Genomic DNA, 19944 nt, shown 5'->3' on the forward strand with positions numbered 1-19944 from the left:
GTGCGAGGGGTTGGCGCGTAACGACTGGGCTGACGTGCCGGTATTTGCCGTGGAGACCGACGGCGCCGCCTCGCTGGCTGCCGCGATGGCCAGCAAGGCCCCGACGGCCCTGCCCGCAGTGACCAGCGTGGCGACCTCGCTGGGGGCCAAGCAGGTATGCCAGCAGGCCTTCGAACTCAGCCAGCAACGGCCGATTCACAGCCATGTGGTGACTGACGCTCAGGCGCTGGATGCCTGCGAACGTTTTCTGCTCGACCACCGTATCCTGGTGGAGCCGGCCTGTGGTGCAGCGCTGGCGCTGGCCTATGCACCGAGTGAGGCACTCAAGGCATATCAGTCGGTGCTGGTGGTGGTGTGCGGCGGGGTGACGGCCACCCACGAACAGATCCGCGAGTGGCGCGCCAGTTGCTGAAGCGGGTCAGTCCGACGCCAGCTCGAATACCTGCCAGCGTACCGAACTGACGCCTTTCTCAAGGCTCACCCGGCTGGCCAGGTGCTCGAGCTGCGAGGGCGCCTGCGGGTCGCCCATCAACTCGGCCCGCACCTCCAGCTTGGCCGGGTTGGGCAGGTCTTCACTGTGCAGTGATTGCAGGCGCAGGCCGCTGCTACCAAAGCTGTGCAGCATCAGGCTGCGTACCTGGATCTCGTCTTCGGCGCGGCATACGATGCGCACCTCGTAACGCTGCTCGGCCTCGCTGGCCGGTAACACATCCTGCTGGTTCAGCCGCTGGGCGATGTCACGCAGCAGGATGTTGGCGCATAGAACCATCAGGCTGCCCAGGCTCGCCTCAAGCAGTAACCCCAGGCTGCACAGCACACCGACGGCGGCGGTACACCACAGCGTGGCAGCGGTGTTCAGGCCGCGCACGTTCATGCCGTCGCGCATGATTACGCCGCCGCCCAGAAAACCGATGCCCGACACCACATAGGCCGCCACCCGCGAAGCGTCGGCCGGGAGCATGCCCGGTACGGCCTGGGTCACCAGCACGAACAGGCAGGCGCCGGTGCTCACCAGCGCATTGGTGCGCAGCCCGGTGAGGCGCTGACGCAGTTGACGTTCAGCGCCGATCAGCGCCCCCAGTACCAGCGCGACAGCCACGCGCAGCAAGAATACTTTCCAATCCATGAACCACCTCAAGGCACCGGCAGACAGCCGGCGTCAGCGCACTTGTGCGCGTAAAGATTTCGGGGATGGCAACGGGTACGAGCAGCCGACACACCTCGTCACGATGAGGGGGCGTCAAGCGGGGAGGGGAAATGAAGATGCGTCATCCCGCCAGGGATGCGGATCGCCACTGACCACCGTGTTCGGCGAGCAGTGGCAGAAGGGTCTGCTGGACTAGCTCGCCGGCTGTACCTGTCGCAATCGACTAGGGCAACTGTCCAATGCAGGACTCCTGTGCAGGCTTGCAAAAATGCGGGCGAGAACGTAACGCCATGGTGCGGGCCGGTCAAGGCTTTTGTTGCAAGTGAATGAGTGTGCCAGCCTGGGCAGAGGGTTCAGCACGCGTAACTTTCAATCGATGTGCCCAGTGTTGCCATACACGTTTCATGCCTTGCAACTGGCAATATTACCAGTCTGAAAACACAGGTGCTCAGCATGAACTTGTTTAACTAGCAACTTGACCGGGAGGGCAGTGATCTTACACTCTGAATGCCACGCTGCCAGATAAAGGGCATCCTCATGAACCTCCATTTTTCGCGCACCCTTATTGCTTTCACGCTTTTCGTGATAATGATTGTGCTCTCGCTGGTCATCATCCTTTTCATGAATAAGTCCACAACGCCTCCTCCTGCACCACAGGGTATTTCAGTGTTGCATTTGTACAAGAAAAACAGCGGGGGATGCACTATCCAGATGACCGTCGGCATGCATCGCTTTGCCAACAATGATTGCGACAATGAAGAGATGTATAACTTCGCCGTTGAAAACCCTCGGGATGGCGTAAGGTTCGGCATTTACAATGCCGGGCACTGCAATTCGGATGAGTCCTATTCGCACTATAAAATCGTCAATCCGATCTATGGTCAGATGACTGCAAAAATAAGTGTTTCAAAGGCCCATTATGTCGCTATTGGCCAGGAGGTAACCCGGGGCATCATCTCCGAGGGCTTCAAGGATGGGAAGCTGGAGGGCAAGGTGTCCTGCGTCTATGTATCAGCCGATGGATAAAGCACACTCCCGGCAACCCGTTCCACTCAACCGCAGGAAGCGACATCATGGCCCACGTTACAGACACTGCAGTTGCAACCTTGAGTTATTTTCTGATCGAGGCAGATGCGTTCAGAGGACAACAGAATGCCAAAGCACATCTGTTCGCGAATGGTCGTCAAAAATCAAAAGTGATCATAACCTTACAAGCCCGTAACTCGTATGGCGAAGTGGTACTGTTACCAGTTGGCGGCCTCGAGATAATTCCGTACATCACCGCGCCCGGGGGGTGGGTTTCTGGGACGCAGCCGCCCGAAACCGGGATACTGCCTTATGATGAAGGCACCGTCAGAAGTGGCAAGACTTCAAAAAAAAAACATACTGACAGCAATGACTATCAGACCTTTGTACGCTACCTGCATTTGGACCCCAGTGTTGATGCGCGCACGGTGTTCAAGTTTGCAGCCAGGATCAGAGTGCAAAGCAGAGTCTGGACGACCAACAATCTTGATGTCCCGTATGGTGGCCAAGGCGAAGGAGGGCGTTTCAATAGCAGCGTTCAGATAGAGGCTGTAGAACCAACGCAATACAGGGTAGGGCACGGGTTGGTCGTATCCAGGCCTGTGGTGGTGTTCCAGGGCGCCTCCTCAGAGGCCGGAGGGCGTGCGGCACGTGTCGAAAATACCTACGTTACATTGCAGAACCCACGAACCGCCAATGTCGTGAAGATCCACAGCATGCAACAACCCGCCTATGGATCGTCGCTCCACTTGAACAAGGCAACCTGCATCGGAGCCCCCAACAGCACGGCATCGACCCCCACGATCGTGGGCTCAACCGAAATGATGATGGCCTACTACGACCTTCTCAGCCCCCTGAGATCACCGCGTGACGCAATCTGTATTGCGGTGGGCATGATCGCCTACTTCAACGTCGTTCTGAAGAGACTCCAGCAAAGCTACACCTACGGCATGGATGTCTATGGCAACCGCTTCGATCTGTCGGTGCACCTGCATTCCGAAGACCCGAATGCAAGCAACCAGGCACCGTGGGGGTATACCTTGACCGTTGAAGGGGTGCCTCCCCGATCATTCGAGGCGCTTGCATCTTCGCGAGCTGCGCCACCATTGGGGAGTTGGCTGTCGCAGATACGTATGAGACTAGGCTCGCCAACGGGACACCTTTACCCGAATCTGCGCCAGCAGGTGGAAGTTGTAGTGGAAATACAGCCACGCACCAATCAGGACGTCTCCCAGCAAGAGCTCGACAGCGTGTGCCTGCTGCTACGCAACGATGACGGTACCTACACTGCGCTGCAGTGCGAGGATAACGGGCAAGCCCAATGGTTCTACAGGACGGTACGCAACGCCTACGACTACTACCCAGCCACGTCAGCACAGGCCAGCGCGCATGCAGTTTCAGAGGGCGAAGCACTTGCCGTCTACACCCGCCGGTTCTACGTGCATTCCCGTGCCCTTGCGGGCACCAATGTCACCCTTTGGGCGGGCATCACCCGCATACAGGGCGCTGAAGAGTACTTCTACGTCACGGACGGCAGCGAAACCAGTTTCGACGAGCACGTCGATATCAGCACAAAGCCCATCCCTGTGTTCGGCCTTGACGACTACAGCTTTGAGCGGGAACTGGTAGGCGGTGAGGGAAATTCCGATCTTTTCATCTGGGAATATGTGCTGAGCACCTGGGTGGCCTTGCGTGCCGTGGAACCTACGGGTTTCGGGATGATCCAGTGGGCCGTGCGTTCGCCCAGTGACACCCGGGCCTCCCACGTCGGCTACGCCGCCCCGGGCCACAGCGAGGTGTCCTACAACCCTCTGATCGAGCTGGGCGTCGACTTCAGGCCAGTGCCCAGCGTGTCAAGGATACGCCCGCAGAGCGTCGTCGTGGTACTTCAGGGGGGCAACAACATACCGTTTCATAGCCAGTCCTCCCGAGAGCAAGGTGGCCCGCGCCCGCTGTTGTTCGTTGACGCGTATGGCAACGACCACACCTTGATGATCCATTACGCCGATACCTCTGCGTCCGGCTCACGCAGCCTGCGGCTGTCGCTGGCAACGGGTGCCGAAAGCCGGAGCGCCACGGATGACGAGGCCTGACGACGTTACTCGGCGCCTGCGCGCCGGCGCGCTCTACACCCAGGCGAGTAATTTTCTGAGCCATGTAAGCACCGGCGTGGACCCCAGAACCAGCCAGTTCACGCTGGCTTGCGGGCTGCCGGCACTGCACGCCAACCACCTTGCCGGGCCGGTCATTCAACCTGCGCTGCATTTCAGCCCACTGGGCTCGCACACCGACAGCGGGTATGGCCTCGGCTGGACGCTCGGGTTGTCCATGCTCGATTTCAACACCGGTCAGCTACGGATCAATTCGGGCGACACGTTCAAGTTCGATAGCGACCGTTCGGATTTGAGCAAGGGCGGGCAACTGGTGTTCGAAGACCAGAAGCTGTGTTCGTTCGAGGTGTTCACCGTTGACGACAGGGCTCGCTGCTTTCGCATCGACTACAAGGATGGCGTCTGCGAGTACCTCGAGGTCCAGGACAACAGCGGCATGGCCATGCTCAAGCAGATCGTTTCTGCCCAGGGGCGCCGCGCGTACCTTGAATGGCTTGCAGGCAGTGGCCCCTACCTGCTGTGGACCATCCGCGACGAGCAACGTCTGTTGCTGGACGTCCAGCATGATAGGGCTGAAACCCGCTTCGTGATGTTTCCGGGTTCTGACAGCACCACAGTCGTCACGCTGCTGCGAAGTGACCGGCTCAATGAGCTGATCCTGCCTGATGGCGGCAACCGCTGGGCCTTCACTTATTGGCAGGATCCGCAAAGCCGATTGCTGTTCCCGAGCAAGGTGCTGGGGCCGCTGGGCAGCACGGACGAAGTCGATTACGCCACGGGGAACAATGGGCTTCGGCTGCCACAGGGCGCGCCGCTGACCGCTTTGCCCAGGGTGTCCACACATCGGCACGACCCCGGTGCGGCCCAGCCGGTGGCCTACACCACCTACGCCCTGATCGGCTCCAACAACTGCTTTGGCTACGGGGGTGTCTCGGCAGGTGAATGGGCAGACGGCAAGGACAACCTCTATCTTCTGCCACGTTATGACTATGGATGCCTGCAAACCCTGCACGACGAACAGGGGCGCAAGGTGCAAAGTGTCGAATACACCTGGAATCACTATCACCTGCAGACGCAGAAGTTGACCGTGCGCGGCGAGTGCAGGGTTTGCCAGCAGAGCGTGTACGCAGACGACCCTGCAGTGGGTTGGGACGACCAGCCGGCCTGGTGTCAGCTGCCGATTGCCCGCATTACCCGCTATGAAACCGGCAACCGGTTCAGGGAGGAACGCGACACGTGCGAATACGATGCCTATGGCAATGTACTGAACCAGCGATTCGCCGATGGGCGCAGCGAAAGCCGCGAATACTATCCGCTGGGTGGCGCGCAGGGCTGCCCGGATGACGGGGGAAGGTTCGTGCGCTGGCTCAAGCGCTTCACCACTACTGCCCCGGCACCCGATGCACGGTCAGCGGGTCATGTGGCGCACACCGACTATGCCTACGTCAGGCTGCACAAGCGCCAGGCAGAGGATCGACAGCACCTGGTGCTGGACAGCGAAGTGGCTCGGGAAGCGATTGATAGCGGGGAAGTTGAAACGGCCAGAATCCTGCAGCGTGTCGAGCAGGCAGCCGACAGCCCGTTCCATGGCCTACCGATATCCAGTGTCACGCTCTACAACGGCTACGCCGCCACCACGAATTTCCTGCGCACCTTCGAAGGCCCGTTGCTGTGCGAAACCCAGCAACGGATCAGCCATGACCACCTGGTAATCAGCTCATCGACCCTGCGCCACGTGCTGACGGGCCTGACCATCGAAGAACGCAACGAACACGGTACCGTGACCCGTTTTGACCACGACGCACTGGGCCGCACCATACGCCGCATAGAAAGCGCGAACACGCCGTATGCGACCAGCACCCGCTGTACCTACCAGCTGGTTGGCCTGCAGCGTGATCGAACGGTGTACGTCGAGCAGACCGACAGCAACGGCCAGCGCCTGCGTGTGGAGCTGGATGGCCAGGGACGCCCGGTGCGCGAACTGCTCGAGTTTCTGGACAGCCCCGGTGCCCCCCTGCGTGAAGTGCGCCGAGTGACCTACGACGTACAGGGCAATGTCACCAGTGAGACCTCGCAGGACTGGGCTGCCGCCCAGAACACCCCGTTTTGTAGCAGTACGGTGCTCACCGCCTACGATGACTGGGGCTCCGCATGCCGGGTGCAGCATGCAGACGGCACGGTGGACCATACAAAGCACGACCCCATCCAGCGTACCCAAGTGTCCTGGCAACAGAGCGCCACCGGGGAGCAAGGGCCTCGCACCACGCTGTACCTGAATGCAAGCGGCAGTGTCGAACGTGTGGAGCTGCATGAGCCTGGGGGTGGCCCGTTGTTGCGCCGGGAGCGCTGGACACTCGACGCGCTTCAGCGTCCGGTAGCCCATACGATAGAAACGCCCGATGGCGAGCAGCGCACCACGTCCACCGTCTACGACCGTGACGGCCGGGTCGCGCAGCGTACCCTGCAAGACCACAGCCGCGTGAAATGGCGCTTCGCCCCCCACAGCGATGGCGATGCCATTGCAACCCTTTCACTATGCACCGCAACCCGAGAGACGCTGCTGCTCAAGCAGACGTTCGATGGCCTGGATCGCCCCCTGACGCGCGATTGCGGCGGGCAGCAGGAAACCCTGGCGTATGTGTCGGGGCAGATTCCTCCCGAAGCACTCACACGCTCCAACGGCAGTGTCACGCACTTCGGCTATGAACCCGAGCTGGATTATCAGCTCAAGCGCATCGCGCGGCCGAGCGAAAACAGTGAAAGTACCTTCACCTACAGCCCGCCCCACGGTCGCCTTACCCGGGCCACCGGCGGGCTGGGGCAGATAGCTTGGGATTTCACCGCCTCGGGTGTGACCAGTGCCGAGCACTGGCACCATGCAGGACAGCCCCATACCTGCGGCTGGCAGTATTCGTTGAACGGTCGCGTGCTGTCGTTTGCCGATGTACACGGCCAGATGACTTACTGCACCTACGATGCCGTGGGGCGTATCAGTGGCCAGCACTGCGGCCCGCTGGCCTTGCAACTGGGCTACGACGCATTCGGTCGGTTGGCGCAGACCCTCACCACCGACGGCCAGCACGGCCAGTCACAGCAGCAGACCCTGACCTACGACCTCCTGGGCCGTGAGTACACCCGGACATGGGTGTGCCATGGTATCTCGGGTATGCAGCGCTTTCGCCAGCGCTTGAGCTGGACCCAGCAGGATCAGTTAGCGACACGCACGTGGGAATCGCTGGAGGCGGAGCAGGCTACCTTGTTGAGCGAAGAGCACTACCGCTACGACGTGCGCAATCGCCTGGTCGAAGCCACCACGCAAGGGCCTCATCTGGTCACCGACCCCCGCACCGGGCAGCGCATTCGTCGCCAGACGTTCTGTTTCAATGCGCTCGACGGTTATGAACAGATCGACACCGAGTACGAGAATGGTCAATGCAACCACATGAGGTTCGCCTACGACAGCGATGTGGCTGCAGATCGTCCGGTTCAGATCACCCACAGCTGGCCGCAGGCTCTGATCATCGACCTTGAATACGACGCCGCTGGTCAACTGACAAGGGAGCGGCATGACGGACAACTGTGGCGGGCATTGTCCTGGGACAGCCAGGGGCACCTGACGCGCCGGGAGGACGGCACCAGTACCTGCGACTATGCGTATGACCCGCTGGGCCGTCTGATCGAGACCCGCGTCAATGGCACCACGAGCCACCGTTTTTATGACGGCCAGCGTATGGTCAACGAGAAGAGCGACCAGGGCTGGTTGACCTTGATGCGTGCCGGCAGCACCGTGTTCGCCCAGACCCTGCTGAGCCAGGCGGTACGCACGGTTGTGATCGGCGCCAGCGATGGGCAAGGCAGCGTGCAGATTGAAACCGGCGACAGCAATTGCTTTGTGGGTTACAGCGCACATGGCCTGGACAACGGCACCGCGCAAAGCCGGGTGGGCTACGCCGGTGAAGTGCGCGAAACCGACAGTCTGTTGTACATGCCCGGCAGCAACCGCCCTTACGACCCGTGCCTGTTCATGTTCCTCAGCCCCGACAGTGCAAGCCCCGATGGTGCGGGCGGCTTGAACCGCTATGCGTATTGCAGCGGCGACCCGGTCAACCGCGTTGACCCGGACGGGCATGCGTGGTGGAACTGGGTCGTGGCTGGTATCGGGCTGGTGATGGGGGCGATTGCAGTGGTCGTGACTGCCGGCACCGCAGCGCCTGCGGTAGGTGCGGCGTACACAGCTTTGCTCGGTGCCGGTGCGAGTACTGCAGGTGCTGCGGCAGGCGCTGTCGCGGCGGTGGCCACCACATCCATTGCAGGAGCCGTATCGGTGGCAGCGGTAGCGGTGGAAGCCATTGCCCTGGGTAGCGGAGCTGCGTCGATGGCGCTTGAGGCCAGTGGCAACGAAAAGGCTGCGGGCATTCTGGGCTGGATATCGTTCGGAACAGGCCTGGCTTCGTTAGGTATGTCGATTGGGTCGTCTGCGCCAAAAGTTGCCGCGAAGGCCAATCGCCTAGTGGGTGGCCTGCGCAATGGTCAACTGCTGAAAAGAAGCGCTTCGAAGTTTTCCAGCCTGCCGACTGTGACCACGCAACCCCTGAGTTCGGCACCGAAGGGGGCCTGGAAAAGCTTTTCGACGGGGCAGGATAAAATCATCTTCGGTAGCAACCGCCCCGTTGCAGGAAAAAACTTCAATACGCCCCTGAATTATTTCCGCCGTAGAACGAGTGTGAATGCCGTTCCACGGGAGATCTTGATTTTTTCGGGCTCTCACGGCGCACCCGATGGAGCCAACTGGGCCAGTAATGGCATCCGCAGATCAACCTTGATCAATTCAGATTTTTTCCTATCGGATACGGCGACCCATGGTGGCGCAGTGGGAGGAAGAGTGAGGGTAGTCGACCTCAAGGGAATGACGGAGGTGGAGTTTGGCCGCTACCTGAACAATAACGACAGCCATGTGATTCTCGGCTTTTGCTTTGGAATAAATGATCAGGCATTGAGGTTCTACAAGAACCTGGCACCGGTGACGAGTTACGTACCGTAGGGTGCTGGGTATGGAAAACTAGGTACGTAACGGCAAATAGGGCAACAGGCGTTGGGTTTCACTGCGCACCACCGCATAGCATTCACAACTCAGCCGTTCCAGCTGCGGCCGATCGAGCACCTTGATGTGCCCGCGGCTGTACTCGATCACCCCCAGGCGCTGCAACTTGCCGGCCGCATCGGTGACGCCTTCGCGGCGCACGCCCAGCATGTTGGCGATCAGCTCCTGGGTCATGTTCAGCTCGTTACCGGTCAGGCGGTCCAGCGACAGCAGCAGCCAGCGGCACAACTGCTGATCGATCGAGTGGTGGCGATTGCACACGGCGGTCTGTGCCATCTGGGTGATCAGCGACTGGGTGTAGCGCAACATCAGCAGCAACAGCTCGCCATGGCGGTCGAACTCGTCCTTGAGCCGCTGGCCCGGCAAGCGCCAGGCAAGCCCGGCACTTTGCACCACGGCACGGTTGGAGGTGCTTTCGCCGCCCATGAACACCGCAATGCCCACCAGCCCCTCATTGCCCACCACGCAGATCTCCGCCGAGGCGCCGTTTTCCATGACATACAGCAGCGAAACGATGGCATCGGTGGGAAAGTACACATGCGTCAGCCTGTCGCCCGGCTCGTAGATCACCTTGCCCAGCGGCAAGGCAACCTGCTCAAGGTGCGGCAGCAGCCGCTCGCGTACCGGGTCGGGCAGGGCGGCGAGCAGATGGTTCTGCCCGCTGGCTGGATCATGGGACATGGGGCCGGCATCCATAGGGTAAGGCCCTAGGGTACTCCCTTTAGCAAGGGTAACGTCGCGGTTGCCGATGCAGCGCACAGCAAGTTGACCTGATGCTCGGCGCCATCATCGACCAGCGACAGGCTTGTGCCGTCGATCACCCCGCCATCCAGGCTCAGCACCTGTACGGCCTGTGTGCCCCGGTGCACATCGATGTGATAAACGCTGGCGCCATACCGGTACTGCAGGCTGAAGCCCGACCATTCTGGCGGCAGCAGCGGTTGCAGCAGCAGAGTGTTGCCCTGGCGCTCCACCCCCAGCAGCGATTCGACGATCAGCCGGTACATCCATCCGGCCGCACCGGTGTACCAGCTCCAGCCGCCGCGCCCGGCAAGGGGCGCCACACCGTAGACATCCGCCGCCATCACGTAGGGCTCCACCTTGTAGGTGTCGATGCGGGTGGCATGGCCCTGGCTCTGGGGGCTGATCATGCGCATCAGTTCCCAGGCGCGGGCGCCGTCGCCCAGGCGGGCGAACGCCATGCTCGCCCACACGGCGGCGTGGGTGTACTGGCCACCGTTTTCACGAACCCCCGGTACATAGCCCTTGATGTAGCCGGGGTCGAGCGTGCCCTTGTCGAACGGCGGGTCCAGCAGCAGCACGATGCCGATATCACGCCGCACCAGGTGGCGGTCCAGCGACGCCATGGCACTGCGGCAGTGATCCAGGGGCGCGGCGCCCGACAGTACCGACCAGCTCTGGGCGATGGAATCGATGCGGCACTCCTGGTTGCTGGCCGACCCCAGGGGCTGGCCATTATCGAAATACGCACGCCGGTACCAGGCGCCGTCCCAGGCATGGGCCTGCAGGTTGCTGCGCAGCCGCCGCGCCTGCTCGCCGCAGCGCTGGGCAAAGCGGGCATCGCCATGCAACTGCGCCGTTTCGGCGAACCGACGCAGCACCTCGTGGGCGAAAAAGCCCAGCCATACGCTTTCGCCTATGCCGTGCTCGCCCACCTTGTTCATGCCGTCGTTCCAGTCGCCGCTGCCCATCAACGGCAAGCCGTGGGCCCCGATGGAAAGGCCGTGCTCCAGCGCGCGCTGGCAATGCTGGTAGAGGGGCTCTTGCAGGGGCGAATGACCGGGCAGGTCGTAGTAGGACTCCTCGCCGTTGTTGAGTGCGCGACCGTCCAGATAGCCGACGGGCTCGTTCAGCACCGCAGTGTCGCCAGTGATCTGCACATAGCGGCTGGTGGCCAGGGCCAGCCAGAGCATGTCGTCGCTGCAACGGGTTCGCACGCCGCGATCCATCGGCGGGTGCCACCAGTGCTGCACGTCGCCCTGCACGTACTGGTGGCGGGCACACAGCAGCAGGTGGGCGCGGCTGCTGGCAGGGTCGGCGTGCACCATGGCCATGCTGTCCTGCAACTGGTCCCTGAAGCCAAATGCACCGCCGGACTGGTAATAGCCGCTGCGGGCATGGAAGCGACAGGCAATCACCTGGTACATCAGCCAGCCGTTGACCAGCACGTCCAGCGCAGGCTCCGGGGTGTGGATGCGCAGGCTGCCCAGGGTGGTGCGCCAGTGCTGCGTGACCCGCGCCAGTTCGACGTTGGCGGCGCGTACGCCGCGGTACTGCTGCACCCGCCGGGTGGCGTCCTTGGCGTCCTGCTCGGCGCCCAGGCGGAACACCACTTCGCGGCTTTCACCAGGCGCCAGCTCGACGCTTACCTGCAGCGCACCACAGGGGTCCATGCCGCCGCCGAGGCGCCCCGAAAGGCGCGCCCGGCGCAGGGCTGCCGGGTCGGCCAGGGTACCGTTGCGCCCCAGAAACTCGACCCGGTCGCCACTGAGGCCGGCCTGGGGCCAGTCGCAGTCCAGAAACCCCACGCGGCCCGAGAATTCGATGGAGTAGGCGTTGCGCGCAAACAGCGCGCCACTGAACGGGTCGGCTTCGGTGACGACGTGCATGGCCGACTTGCTGCGCAAGTCCCCCAGCACCCATTCCACGTAGCAGGTCGCTGACAGGCGTCGCGCACGATCGCCGGTGTTGCGCAGCACCAGGCGCGAGAATTTGACCGGCGCATCCAGCGCCACGAACACCCACAGCTCACTGTGTATGGCGTCCTGCACATGCTCGAACACGCTGTAGCCAAAGCCGTGGCGGGTTCGGTAGGCGCCGCTGCCCGGGCAGGGCGCCGGGGTCGGCGACCAGACCTGCCCGGAATCTTCGTCGCGCAGGTACAGCACTTCGCCGCTGGGGTCGCTGACCGGGTCATTGTGCCAGGGGCTCAAACGGTACTCGTGGGCGTTTTCGTACCAGCTGTAGGCACCGCCGGTTTCCGAGACGATGCTGCCGAACCCGGGGTTGGCCAGCACGTTGACCCAGGGCGCCGGGGTCGGCTGGCCCGGGCGATGATTGATGATGTATTCGCTGCCGTCGGCGCTGAAGCCGCCGTAGGCGTTGCCCAGCGTGGGCGCCATGGCCAGCGGCTGCAGCGTGTAGCCGGCACTCTGCGGCCCTTGCAGCAGGCTGGGGGTGAACGGCGCCAGGGCCGGCTCGATGCGCCGCCGGTGGACCTGCTCGGCCAGGCTGCCATGGCTGTCGTTGAGTATCAGGCGTGCCACCGAGCGCATCAGCGTGCGGTCTTCGCTGGACAGCTGCTGCGCAGGACGCACGAAGATGCCGCCGGGGCGGTCCAGCAGGGCCGCTTCGACCCCGGAGGTCACCAGGCCCATGATCAGGTCCTGCAGTTGCTGGCGGTAGCCGGCCTGGTCTTCGTTCCAGATCACCAGGTCCACCACCAGGCCTTTCTGGCGCCAGTAGGCATGGGCCTGGACCATCTGCTGCACCAGCTCGATGTTGGCCGGGTCGGCGATCTGCACCAGCACGATGGGCAGGTCCCCGGAGATCGCCTGGCCCCACAGCCCCGACTGGCTGCGCCGGTTGCTGGCCAGCACGGCGCTTTCGGCGCGCAATGCAGGGTTGGCATACAGCACCGAGGCCGCCATCTGCTCGAACAGCCGGGCATCGGCCATCGAGGTGTTGAGCTGGCGCAACAGCACCTGGCTGTGGGTCCAGGCCAGGTCGAACACCCGGTCGGCCAGGTGCCGGTCGCGGTATTTGTCGATCAGGTGCAGGCAGGCCTCGCGGCTGTCGGCCACCCCGGTGACCAGGTCGATGGTGGCGCTCTGGCCAGGCTCCAGGCTGATACGGCAGCGGATGGCCACGACCGGGTCGAGCACCGCACCGGCAGTGCCGGACAGCTGCTCGCAGGTGTCAGTCAGCGCGGCCGGCGCCTGCAGGGTGCGGCCGCGGCCGATGAAGCGCGCACGGTCGGTTTCGTAGGAGATCTGCTCGATGTCCGCCCCGTGGGCTGCCAGCAGGTGGCACATCCACGGCACGGCTTCGTCACTGGCACGCGGACGCCGGCTGCACAGGATCGCCTGCAGCGGTCGCACCAGCTCGGTTTGCACGAACAGCTTGCTGAACGCCGGGTGCAGCGCATCGCTGATGGCCGAGGCCAGCACCACTTCGGCGTAGCTGGTCAGCTCCAGGGTGCGCCGGGTACGGGCGCGGTTGGTCAGGTGCAGGCGACGCAGCTCGATATCGTCCTCGGGGGACACCACGATCTCGGTGTGGCAGTCGAAGTTGAACTCGCGCACGCGAAACTCGGCGCGGGCATCGGTGAACACGGTTTCCTGGCTGTGCGCGCGATGCTGGGTGGGCTGGTAGGTCGTGGACCAGAAATGCCCGCTGGCCACGTCGCGCAGGTAACAGAAGGTGCCAAGGCTGTCGCTGGCGATGTCTTCGCGCCAGCGCGTCACCGCCATGTCGTTGCAGCGGCTGTAGCCGCCACCGGCATTGCTGACCATGACGTGGTAGCGCCCGTTGGACAGCAGTTGCACGGCCGGCCGACGACGGTCCGGGTCGGTGAACACGCGCAGCTTGGTTTCATTGCCCTGGCTGGCATCGTCGACGGTAGGCGCCTGGGCTGCATGCAGGTATTGCGTGGCGCGTTTGGGCACGCGCTCCTGCAGCAGCAGGGCACAGGCCTGGAAGGCCGGCTCGGCGGCAAAGCGCCGCTGCATGGGCTGACCCAGCAGCAGCGAGGTCAGGGCCAGCAGGCTCATGCCCTGGTGGTGTGCCATGAACGAGCGCACCACGGCAGCATCGGAGCCAGGGGGCAGGCGTGCCGGGGTGTAGTCGACCGCCTCGTACAGCCCGAACCGCCCGGCCACCCCCTGCCTGGCCAGGCGCCGCAGGTTGTGGCAGGCGGCCGCGGGCGCGACCATCAGTGCCAGGGCACTGGCGTAGGGCGCGACCACGTTGTCCTCGCCCAGGCCACGCTTGAGGCCCAGCCCCGGCACGCCGAAGGCGCGGTACTGGTAGTTCAAGTGCGCATCGACGGTGTTGTAGCCGGACTCCGAAACGCCCCAGGGCGTGCCCAGCTGGCTGGCATGCTCGATCTGGCGGGTGACGGCCGCCTGGCAGGTCTGGTCGAGCAGTGTGCCTTCGTAGCTGGGCATCACCAGCATCGGCATCAGGTACTCGAACATCGAGCCGGACCACGACAGCAGCACCGGCACCCCGGCATTGCTGGTCAGCAGGCGCCCCAGGGCAAACCAGCTTTCCTGAGGCACCTGGCCCTGGGCGACGACCACGAAACTGGTCAGGCGAACTTCGGATGCCAGCAGGTCGTAGAAGGCGCTGTCCAGGCGTCGCTCATCGACGTTGTAGCCGATCACGAACAACTCGCGGCGGGCATCGTAGAGAAAGCCGAAGTCCATGTCGGCCATGGCCTCGACGCGCTGGGCAAGCTGCGCCGCCTGCTGCATGCGCTGGCGGGCCAGGGCCTGTACCTGCAGCACCTGCGGGCGATCGGCAGCGCACCACTGCTCGGCGTCCAGCCGCGCCAGGTCGCGCCAGCAACCGGTCGGCGGCCGCTTGCCCGGTTCGTTGGTGGCAGGCAGGGCAAAACGCAGCAGTTCGTCGCGCTGCTCGGTGCACTGACGTTGCAGGCTGTCGAACCAGAAGCGCGCATCCGGATCGTCGGCGGGCGCCGGCAGGTCGAGTGCGTCCTGCAGCAGTTGCAGCAGATCGTGCGGCTGAGGTGCCAGCAGACGCCGGCATAACGCCTGTACCTCGGTGGCGGGCAGGCCGGCACTGGTCAAGGCCTGGCCGAAGACTTCCAGGGTATCGAGCAGCCCCTGGGCCTGGCGCGGGTCATCCAGCGGTGTGTCGGCCAGGCCCAGCAGGCCGGGCTTCAAGGTCAGCAGCAGACCGGCAAGATTGCCGCTGTCCACCGTGGAGACGTACAGCGGTGGCAGGGGTTTCAGGGTGAGGGTGTCGTACCAGTTGTAGAAGTGGCGCTGGTGACGCTCCAGCCCGTCCATGCTGTCGAGCATGGACTGCAGGCGCTCGAGCAGCCGCCCGCCGCCCAGGTAACCGAAATCGTGGGCGGCCAGGTGGGCCAGCAAGGCCATGCCCATGTTGGTGGGCGAGGTGCGGTGGGCAATGCGGGCAACCGGCAGTTCCTGCACGTTGTCGGGGGGCAGCCAGTGGTCGTCGGGGCCGACGTATTGCTCGAAAAACGCCCATGTCTGGCGCGCAAGGTTGCGCAGAAAGCGCAGGTCTTCGGCAGTGGGGTCGAAGTGCGCGCGCGGGGAGGGGCGGCTGATCCACCAGGCCAGTGCCGGGCTGGCCAGCCATGCCAGCAGCAAGGGCGCCGCCAGGGCCAGGGTCATGGGGCTTGGCAGCAGGCACAGGCCCACGACCAGGGCCAGTATCGGGGCGCTGCACATGCTGCGGTACAAGGCCCCCAGGCGATTGACACTGGTGCGTTCGACTTCCCGTGACGGGCTCCATTGCAACAGGCGCTGCTTGCTGACCAGCATGCGCCACAGCGTGCGCACGATGGCGTCAAGGCTGTAGTAGGCCTCGTACGGCAGCCAGGCCAGGTGCAGGCCGGCGCGCGCAAAGTGCAGGGCGCAGCCGCGCAGCGCCGCCCACAGGTGCTGCGCTAGGGGTACGTCGACAGGCTTGCGCAGCATCTCCAGCAGGGTGGCGAGCACCGCGTGGGTCAATACCAGCAACAGCGCGGCAAGGGTCCACAGCCCGGGCCGGCCCGAGGCCAGCCAGCCCCACAGCAACAGGCACAGCAATGCACCGGGCTCCAGGCTGCGGCGCAGGTTGTCGAACAGCTTCCAGCGGGCCAGGGCATCCAGCCGGTTGCGCGCATAGGTGCCGCCAGCGGTGGGCGCCCAGGGCAACACCCACGGCAGCAGTTGCCAGTCCCCGCGAATCCAGCGGTGGCGGCGCTTGACGTCGGCGCTGTAGCGGGCCGGGTACTCTTCGAACACCTGAACATCGCTGAGCAACCCGCTGCGGGCGTAGCAGCCCTCGATCAGGTCGTGGCTGAGGATGCGGTTGTCCGGCAGGCAGCCTTGCAGCGCCTGCTCGAACGCATCCACGTCGTAGATACCCTTGCCGATGAACGAGCCTTGTTCGAACAGGTCCTGGTACACGTCCGACACTGCGCGGGTGTACGGGTCGACGCCGGCGTCGCTGCCGAACAGTCGCGCATACAGCGAGCGCGCCGCGCTGGGCAGGCTGATGCCGACCCGCGGTTGCAGGATGGCGTAGCCGCGGCCAGCCTGGGCGCGGTTGAGCGGGTGCTGCATGGCCCCGACGAACTGGCGGGCCGCATTGCGCGGCAGCTGGGTGTCGGTGTCCAGGGTGATGACGTAACGTACCGCCTCCAGCACCTGGACATCCCCCACCTGCAACATGAAGCGCCCCTCACCGTGCCCGCGCAGCAGTGCATTGAGATCGGCCAGCTTGCCGCGCTTGCGTTCCACGCCCATCCACACCTGCTCGGCGGGATTCCAGCGCCGCGGACGGTGCAGCAGCACGAAGCGCGCATCGTTCGGGTACTTGTGGTTCAGGCCCTCGATCAGGCTGGCGGCCAGGGCCATCAGCGCGGCGTCTTCAGGCAGGGTTTCGCTGGGCGCATCGAGAAAATCGGTCAGCAGGGCAAAGTGCAGGTACTCGTCACGATTGGCCAGAAAGCGCACTTCCAGCCCCTCTGCCAACTCCTCGATATCGGCGGCATTGGCCATCAGCGTGGGCACCACCACCAAAGTACGCGCCTCAGCGGGCAGGCCCTCGCTGAAATCCAGGCGCGGCAGCAGGCGGGGCGTCACGCTCAGGGTCACCAGCCAGTTGACCAGGTCGATGGCCAGGCGGCTGGTCATCACCAGCGTGGGCAGGGCCAGCGCAAGCAGCACTGGCAGTGACCAGCCATCGCGCAGCGTGGTGTACAGCAGCGGTGCGCTCAGGCCCAGCGTGAGCAGCGCCACCGGGCCGAGGAAGAACGTGAGTGGCGCGCGATGCAGCAGGCGCCGCCAACGCTCGCCCAGCGCCACGCCGGCGTGCACGCGGCGCTCGAGCTGCGCTCGCCCGGCGCCGACCAGGTAGAACCCCACATGGGTGGTGGCGCTGGCGTGTGGCAGCGGGCTGGGTGCACCGGCGGCCAGTTCGACGGCGGCGCGGGCGATTGCCGCCTGCGACTGTGCGCTGTGCCGGGACAGGCGTTCGATGACATGCCGGTAATGATCGCGGCTGGCGAAGTCCATGGCTGGGTAGATGCCGGCAGGATCGCTGCGCAGCACCCGTTCGACGTGGCTCATGTGCTCGACGAATTCGCGCCAGTCGCTGGTGGCGAGCAGCCGCAGGCTGGCAATGCTGTTGCTGACCGAGACCTGGTCGGCTGCCTGCTGCTGGGCATCGAGCTGCACCTGACGCTCGATGCTCAGGCCGGATTCGGCGAGCATCTGCTCCACCCAGGTCAGCGGCTGGATCAGCGCGGCGCTCTGGCCTTGCAGGCGGCGTGCGAGCTCGGCGACGAAGGCGGCGGTCATCGGCGGCTGCGAGCGCGCCATGTCGGCCAGTACCAGCACCACGCTCTTGGCGTCGCGCCCGGCGGTCTCGCGCAGGCGGTCGGCCCAGTCGTTGGCCAGGTTGCGGTCGGCCCAGCTGGCCATGACCCGCGAGGCAACCCGGCGCAGGTTTTCGATCAGCGCCAGGCGCAGCATGATCGGAATGGCCCACAGCTCGCCCAGCGCCAGGGAGGTGACGCTCTGGTAGGCCTCGACGAAGTGGCTCAGGCTGTCCACGTCGACGCGTCCATCGCCATGGGCGATGGTTTCGAGGGCGATGTCATACACCCGCGGCAGCCCGCTGGACACGCCGTTGGCCAGGCGTGGCAGCTCCCGGCTGTAGCCTTTGGGCAGGTGGGTCTTGGCGATGCGGATGTGTTCTTCGACCAGGTAGTAGTTGTCCAGCAGCCATTCGGCCGCCGGCGTGACCCGTCGTGCGGTGGGCTGTTCGGCGATCAGCACCGCGCAGCTGCTGGCCAGGGTCCGTTCGTTGTCGGCCAGCCGTGCCAGCAGGGTGTCCTTGCCGCTGCGGGGGCTGAGGGCGTGATGCTGGGCCAGAAAGGTGCCGTGGGCGGCCATCTGCTCGGCGCTGAACAGTTCGGAGCGCAGGATGGCTTCGTATTCGAACTTGCGGGGTGTGGTGCGCCAAAGGCCTGCGTTGCGCAGGCTGGCGCGTGCACGGCTCCAGTAATTATCCATAAAGGCCTGTAGGTGCTCGCGTCGCGGGGTCTGGCCCCCAGTGTGGCGACACATGGCGCAGGCGTCTGTTCGCTAGCGAACACAGTGGGCTTTGTGCCCTGCAACCCGGTAGGCGCAGGCCATGCCAGCGAAGGGCAGCGCGCACCTTGCGGCGACGGCGTCGGTGCCTTCGCCGGCAAGGCCGGCTCCTACAGGGCGCCGGTAACGCCGCTCAGCTGTCGGGAAACTCGACCGACAGCAGCCACTGGGTGAACGCCTGCAGCGCTGGCAACTGCTGATAGCGCGTGGCGTAGGTGAGGTAGTAGCCACGCCCGCTGTCCACCGGCTCGAACAAGGCCACCAGCTCACCGCTGGCGATCTCGTCCTGCACCAGGATGCGTGGCACCAGCCCGATGCCGATACCGGCCACCGCCGCCTGGATCAGGTGGGCAGTCAGCTCGAAGCCCGGCCCCATGCGCATGGCCCGGTGCTGCAGGCCGTTCTGTTCGAACCAGTCGGCCCAGGCATGGGGGCGTGACACCACGCTTAGCAGAGCCTGCTGCGAGATGTCCGCCGGCGTCAGGCTGGCGTAGCCGGGCAGGGCGCCAGGGCTGGCCACCACCACCAGCGTCTCGGACAGCAGCCGATGCGCCACATGACCGGGCCAATGCCCGGTGCCGACACTGATGAAGGCGTGCATCTGATCCTTGTCCTGCTCGGCCGGGGCAATGCGCGAATGCATGTGCACCAGCACGCCGGGGTGGCGGCGGTAGAAGTCATTCATGCGCGGCAGCAGCCACTTGGAGCCGAACGTGGGCAGCACCGCCAGGTGCAGCGGCCCGTCGCCGGCCTTGTGGGCGATGGTCTGCAGCGTCGCGTTGCGAATGCGGGCCAGGGCCGCGGCCAGCTCGTGGTGATACAGGGCGCCGGCGGCGGTGAGCTCGATATGCCGGCCCACGCGGCTGAACAACGCCACCTCCAGTTGCGCCTCCAGCGCCTGCACCTGGCGACTGACCGCACTCTGGGTCAGTGCCAGTTCTTCGGCCGCCTTGGTGAAGCTGCCATGGCGCGCCGAGGCCTCAAACGCGATAAGCACCGACATGGAAGGGGTGAGTCGTCTTGGATTCATTCATAAAGCTCATGCAAAAGTCACACGAAATTCAGTTGTAGGCCCGCGCCGCACACGGGAACATAGCCCCATAAAGCATGCGGCAGACCTTGCCTGGCTGCCAAGCATACGTGTTTTGAATGTGACGCTGCGTCATATATCGCCTCAGGATC

The 19944-nt window shown here is 64.3% G+C and carries 8 protein-coding genes; 4 read left to right on the forward strand and 4 right to left on the reverse strand.

Translation table 11 applies throughout. The features are described 5' to 3' along the window. The coding region (locus tag JZZ72_RS09980; protein ID WP_210014409.1) for a pyridoxal-phosphate dependent enzyme at window positions 1-412 on the forward strand (412 nt) is incomplete at its 5' end. Between the two features lie 6 nt (window positions 413-418). Here the strand turns inward: JZZ72_RS09980 and JZZ72_RS09985 are convergent. Further along, on the reverse strand, window positions 419-1126 hold the full coding sequence (locus tag JZZ72_RS09985; RefSeq protein ID WP_043862787.1) for an MgtC/SapB family protein: 708 nt from the start codon (window positions 1124-1126) through the stop codon (window positions 419-421). A 558-nt stretch (window positions 1127-1684) separates the two neighbouring features. On the opposite strand from JZZ72_RS09985, the gene JZZ72_RS09990 reads away from it, so the two are divergent. The 3 genes from JZZ72_RS09990 to JZZ72_RS10000 are packed head-to-tail and all read left to right on the forward strand — an operon-like array spanning window position 1685 to window position 9325. Next, window positions 1685-2173 carry a hypothetical protein gene (locus tag JZZ72_RS09990; protein WP_210014410.1) on the forward strand — a complete coding sequence of 163 codons (489 nt, stop codon included), beginning with the start codon at window positions 1685-1687 and terminating at the stop codon, window positions 2171-2173. A gap of 47 nt (window positions 2174-2220) precedes the next feature. Beyond that, window positions 2221-4266: a hypothetical protein gene (locus tag JZZ72_RS09995; protein WP_123752682.1), complete on the forward strand. Its 2046-nt coding sequence runs from the start codon at window positions 2221-2223 to the stop codon at window positions 4264-4266. Continuing rightward, entirely contained in the window at window positions 4253-9325 is a 5073-nt protein-coding gene (locus tag JZZ72_RS10000; RefSeq protein ID WP_210014411.1) for an RHS repeat-associated core domain-containing protein, read from the forward strand. The genes JZZ72_RS09995 and JZZ72_RS10000 overlap by 14 nt, the downstream gene beginning before the upstream one ends. 18 nt (window positions 9326-9343) lie before the next feature. Here the strand turns inward: JZZ72_RS10000 and JZZ72_RS10005 are convergent, their stop codons facing one another. The 3 genes from JZZ72_RS10005 to JZZ72_RS10015 form a co-directional block, all read right to left on the reverse strand. Then, window positions 9344-10066, reverse strand: coding sequence for a Crp/Fnr family transcriptional regulator (locus tag JZZ72_RS10005; RefSeq protein ID WP_043862791.1), 723 nt, complete (start codon window positions 10064-10066; stop codon window positions 9344-9346). Between the two features lie 26 nt (window positions 10067-10092). Further along, window positions 10093-18684 carry a glycoside hydrolase family 94 protein gene (locus tag JZZ72_RS10010; protein WP_210014412.1) on the reverse strand — a complete coding sequence of 2864 codons (8592 nt, stop codon included), beginning with the start codon at window positions 18682-18684 and terminating at the stop codon, window positions 10093-10095. 211 nt (window positions 18685-18895) lie between these two features. Continuing rightward, window positions 18896-19792 carry a LysR substrate-binding domain-containing protein gene (locus tag JZZ72_RS10015; protein ID WP_078480977.1) on the reverse strand — a complete coding sequence of 299 codons (897 nt, stop codon included), beginning with the start codon at window positions 19790-19792 and terminating at the stop codon, window positions 18896-18898. Window positions 19793-19944: the final 152 nt, after the last annotated feature.

This window comes from Pseudomonas palmensis (assembly GCF_017848315.1).
Lineage (GTDB): Bacteria > Pseudomonadota > Gammaproteobacteria > Pseudomonadales > Pseudomonadaceae > Aquipseudomonas > Aquipseudomonas palmensis.

Excerpts from the sequence above, each read along its gene's own strand:
- JZZ72_RS09985 (WP_043862787.1), bottom strand. The coding sequence starts at position 1,126 with ATGGATTGGAAAGTATTCTTGCTGCGCGTGGCTGTCGCGCTGGTACTG.
- JZZ72_RS09990 (WP_210014410.1), top strand. The coding sequence starts at position 1,685 with ATGAACCTCCATTTTTCGCGCACCCTTATTGCTTTCACGCTTTTCGTG.
- JZZ72_RS09995 (WP_123752682.1), top strand. The coding sequence starts at position 2,221 with ATGGCCCACGTTACAGACACTGCAGTTGCAACCTTGAGTTATTTTCTG.
- JZZ72_RS10000 (WP_210014411.1), top strand. The coding sequence starts at position 4,253 with ATGACGAGGCCTGACGACGTTACTCGGCGCCTGCGCGCCGGCGCGCTC.
- JZZ72_RS10005 (WP_043862791.1), bottom strand. The coding sequence starts at position 10,066 with ATGTCCCATGATCCAGCCAGCGGGCAGAACCATCTGCTCGCCGCCCTG.
- JZZ72_RS10010 (WP_210014412.1), bottom strand. The coding sequence starts at position 18,684 with ATGGATAATTACTGGAGCCGTGCACGCGCCAGCCTGCGCAACGCAGGC.
- JZZ72_RS10015 (WP_078480977.1), bottom strand. The coding sequence starts at position 19,792 with ATGAATCCAAGACGACTCACCCCTTCCATGTCGGTGCTTATCGCGTTT.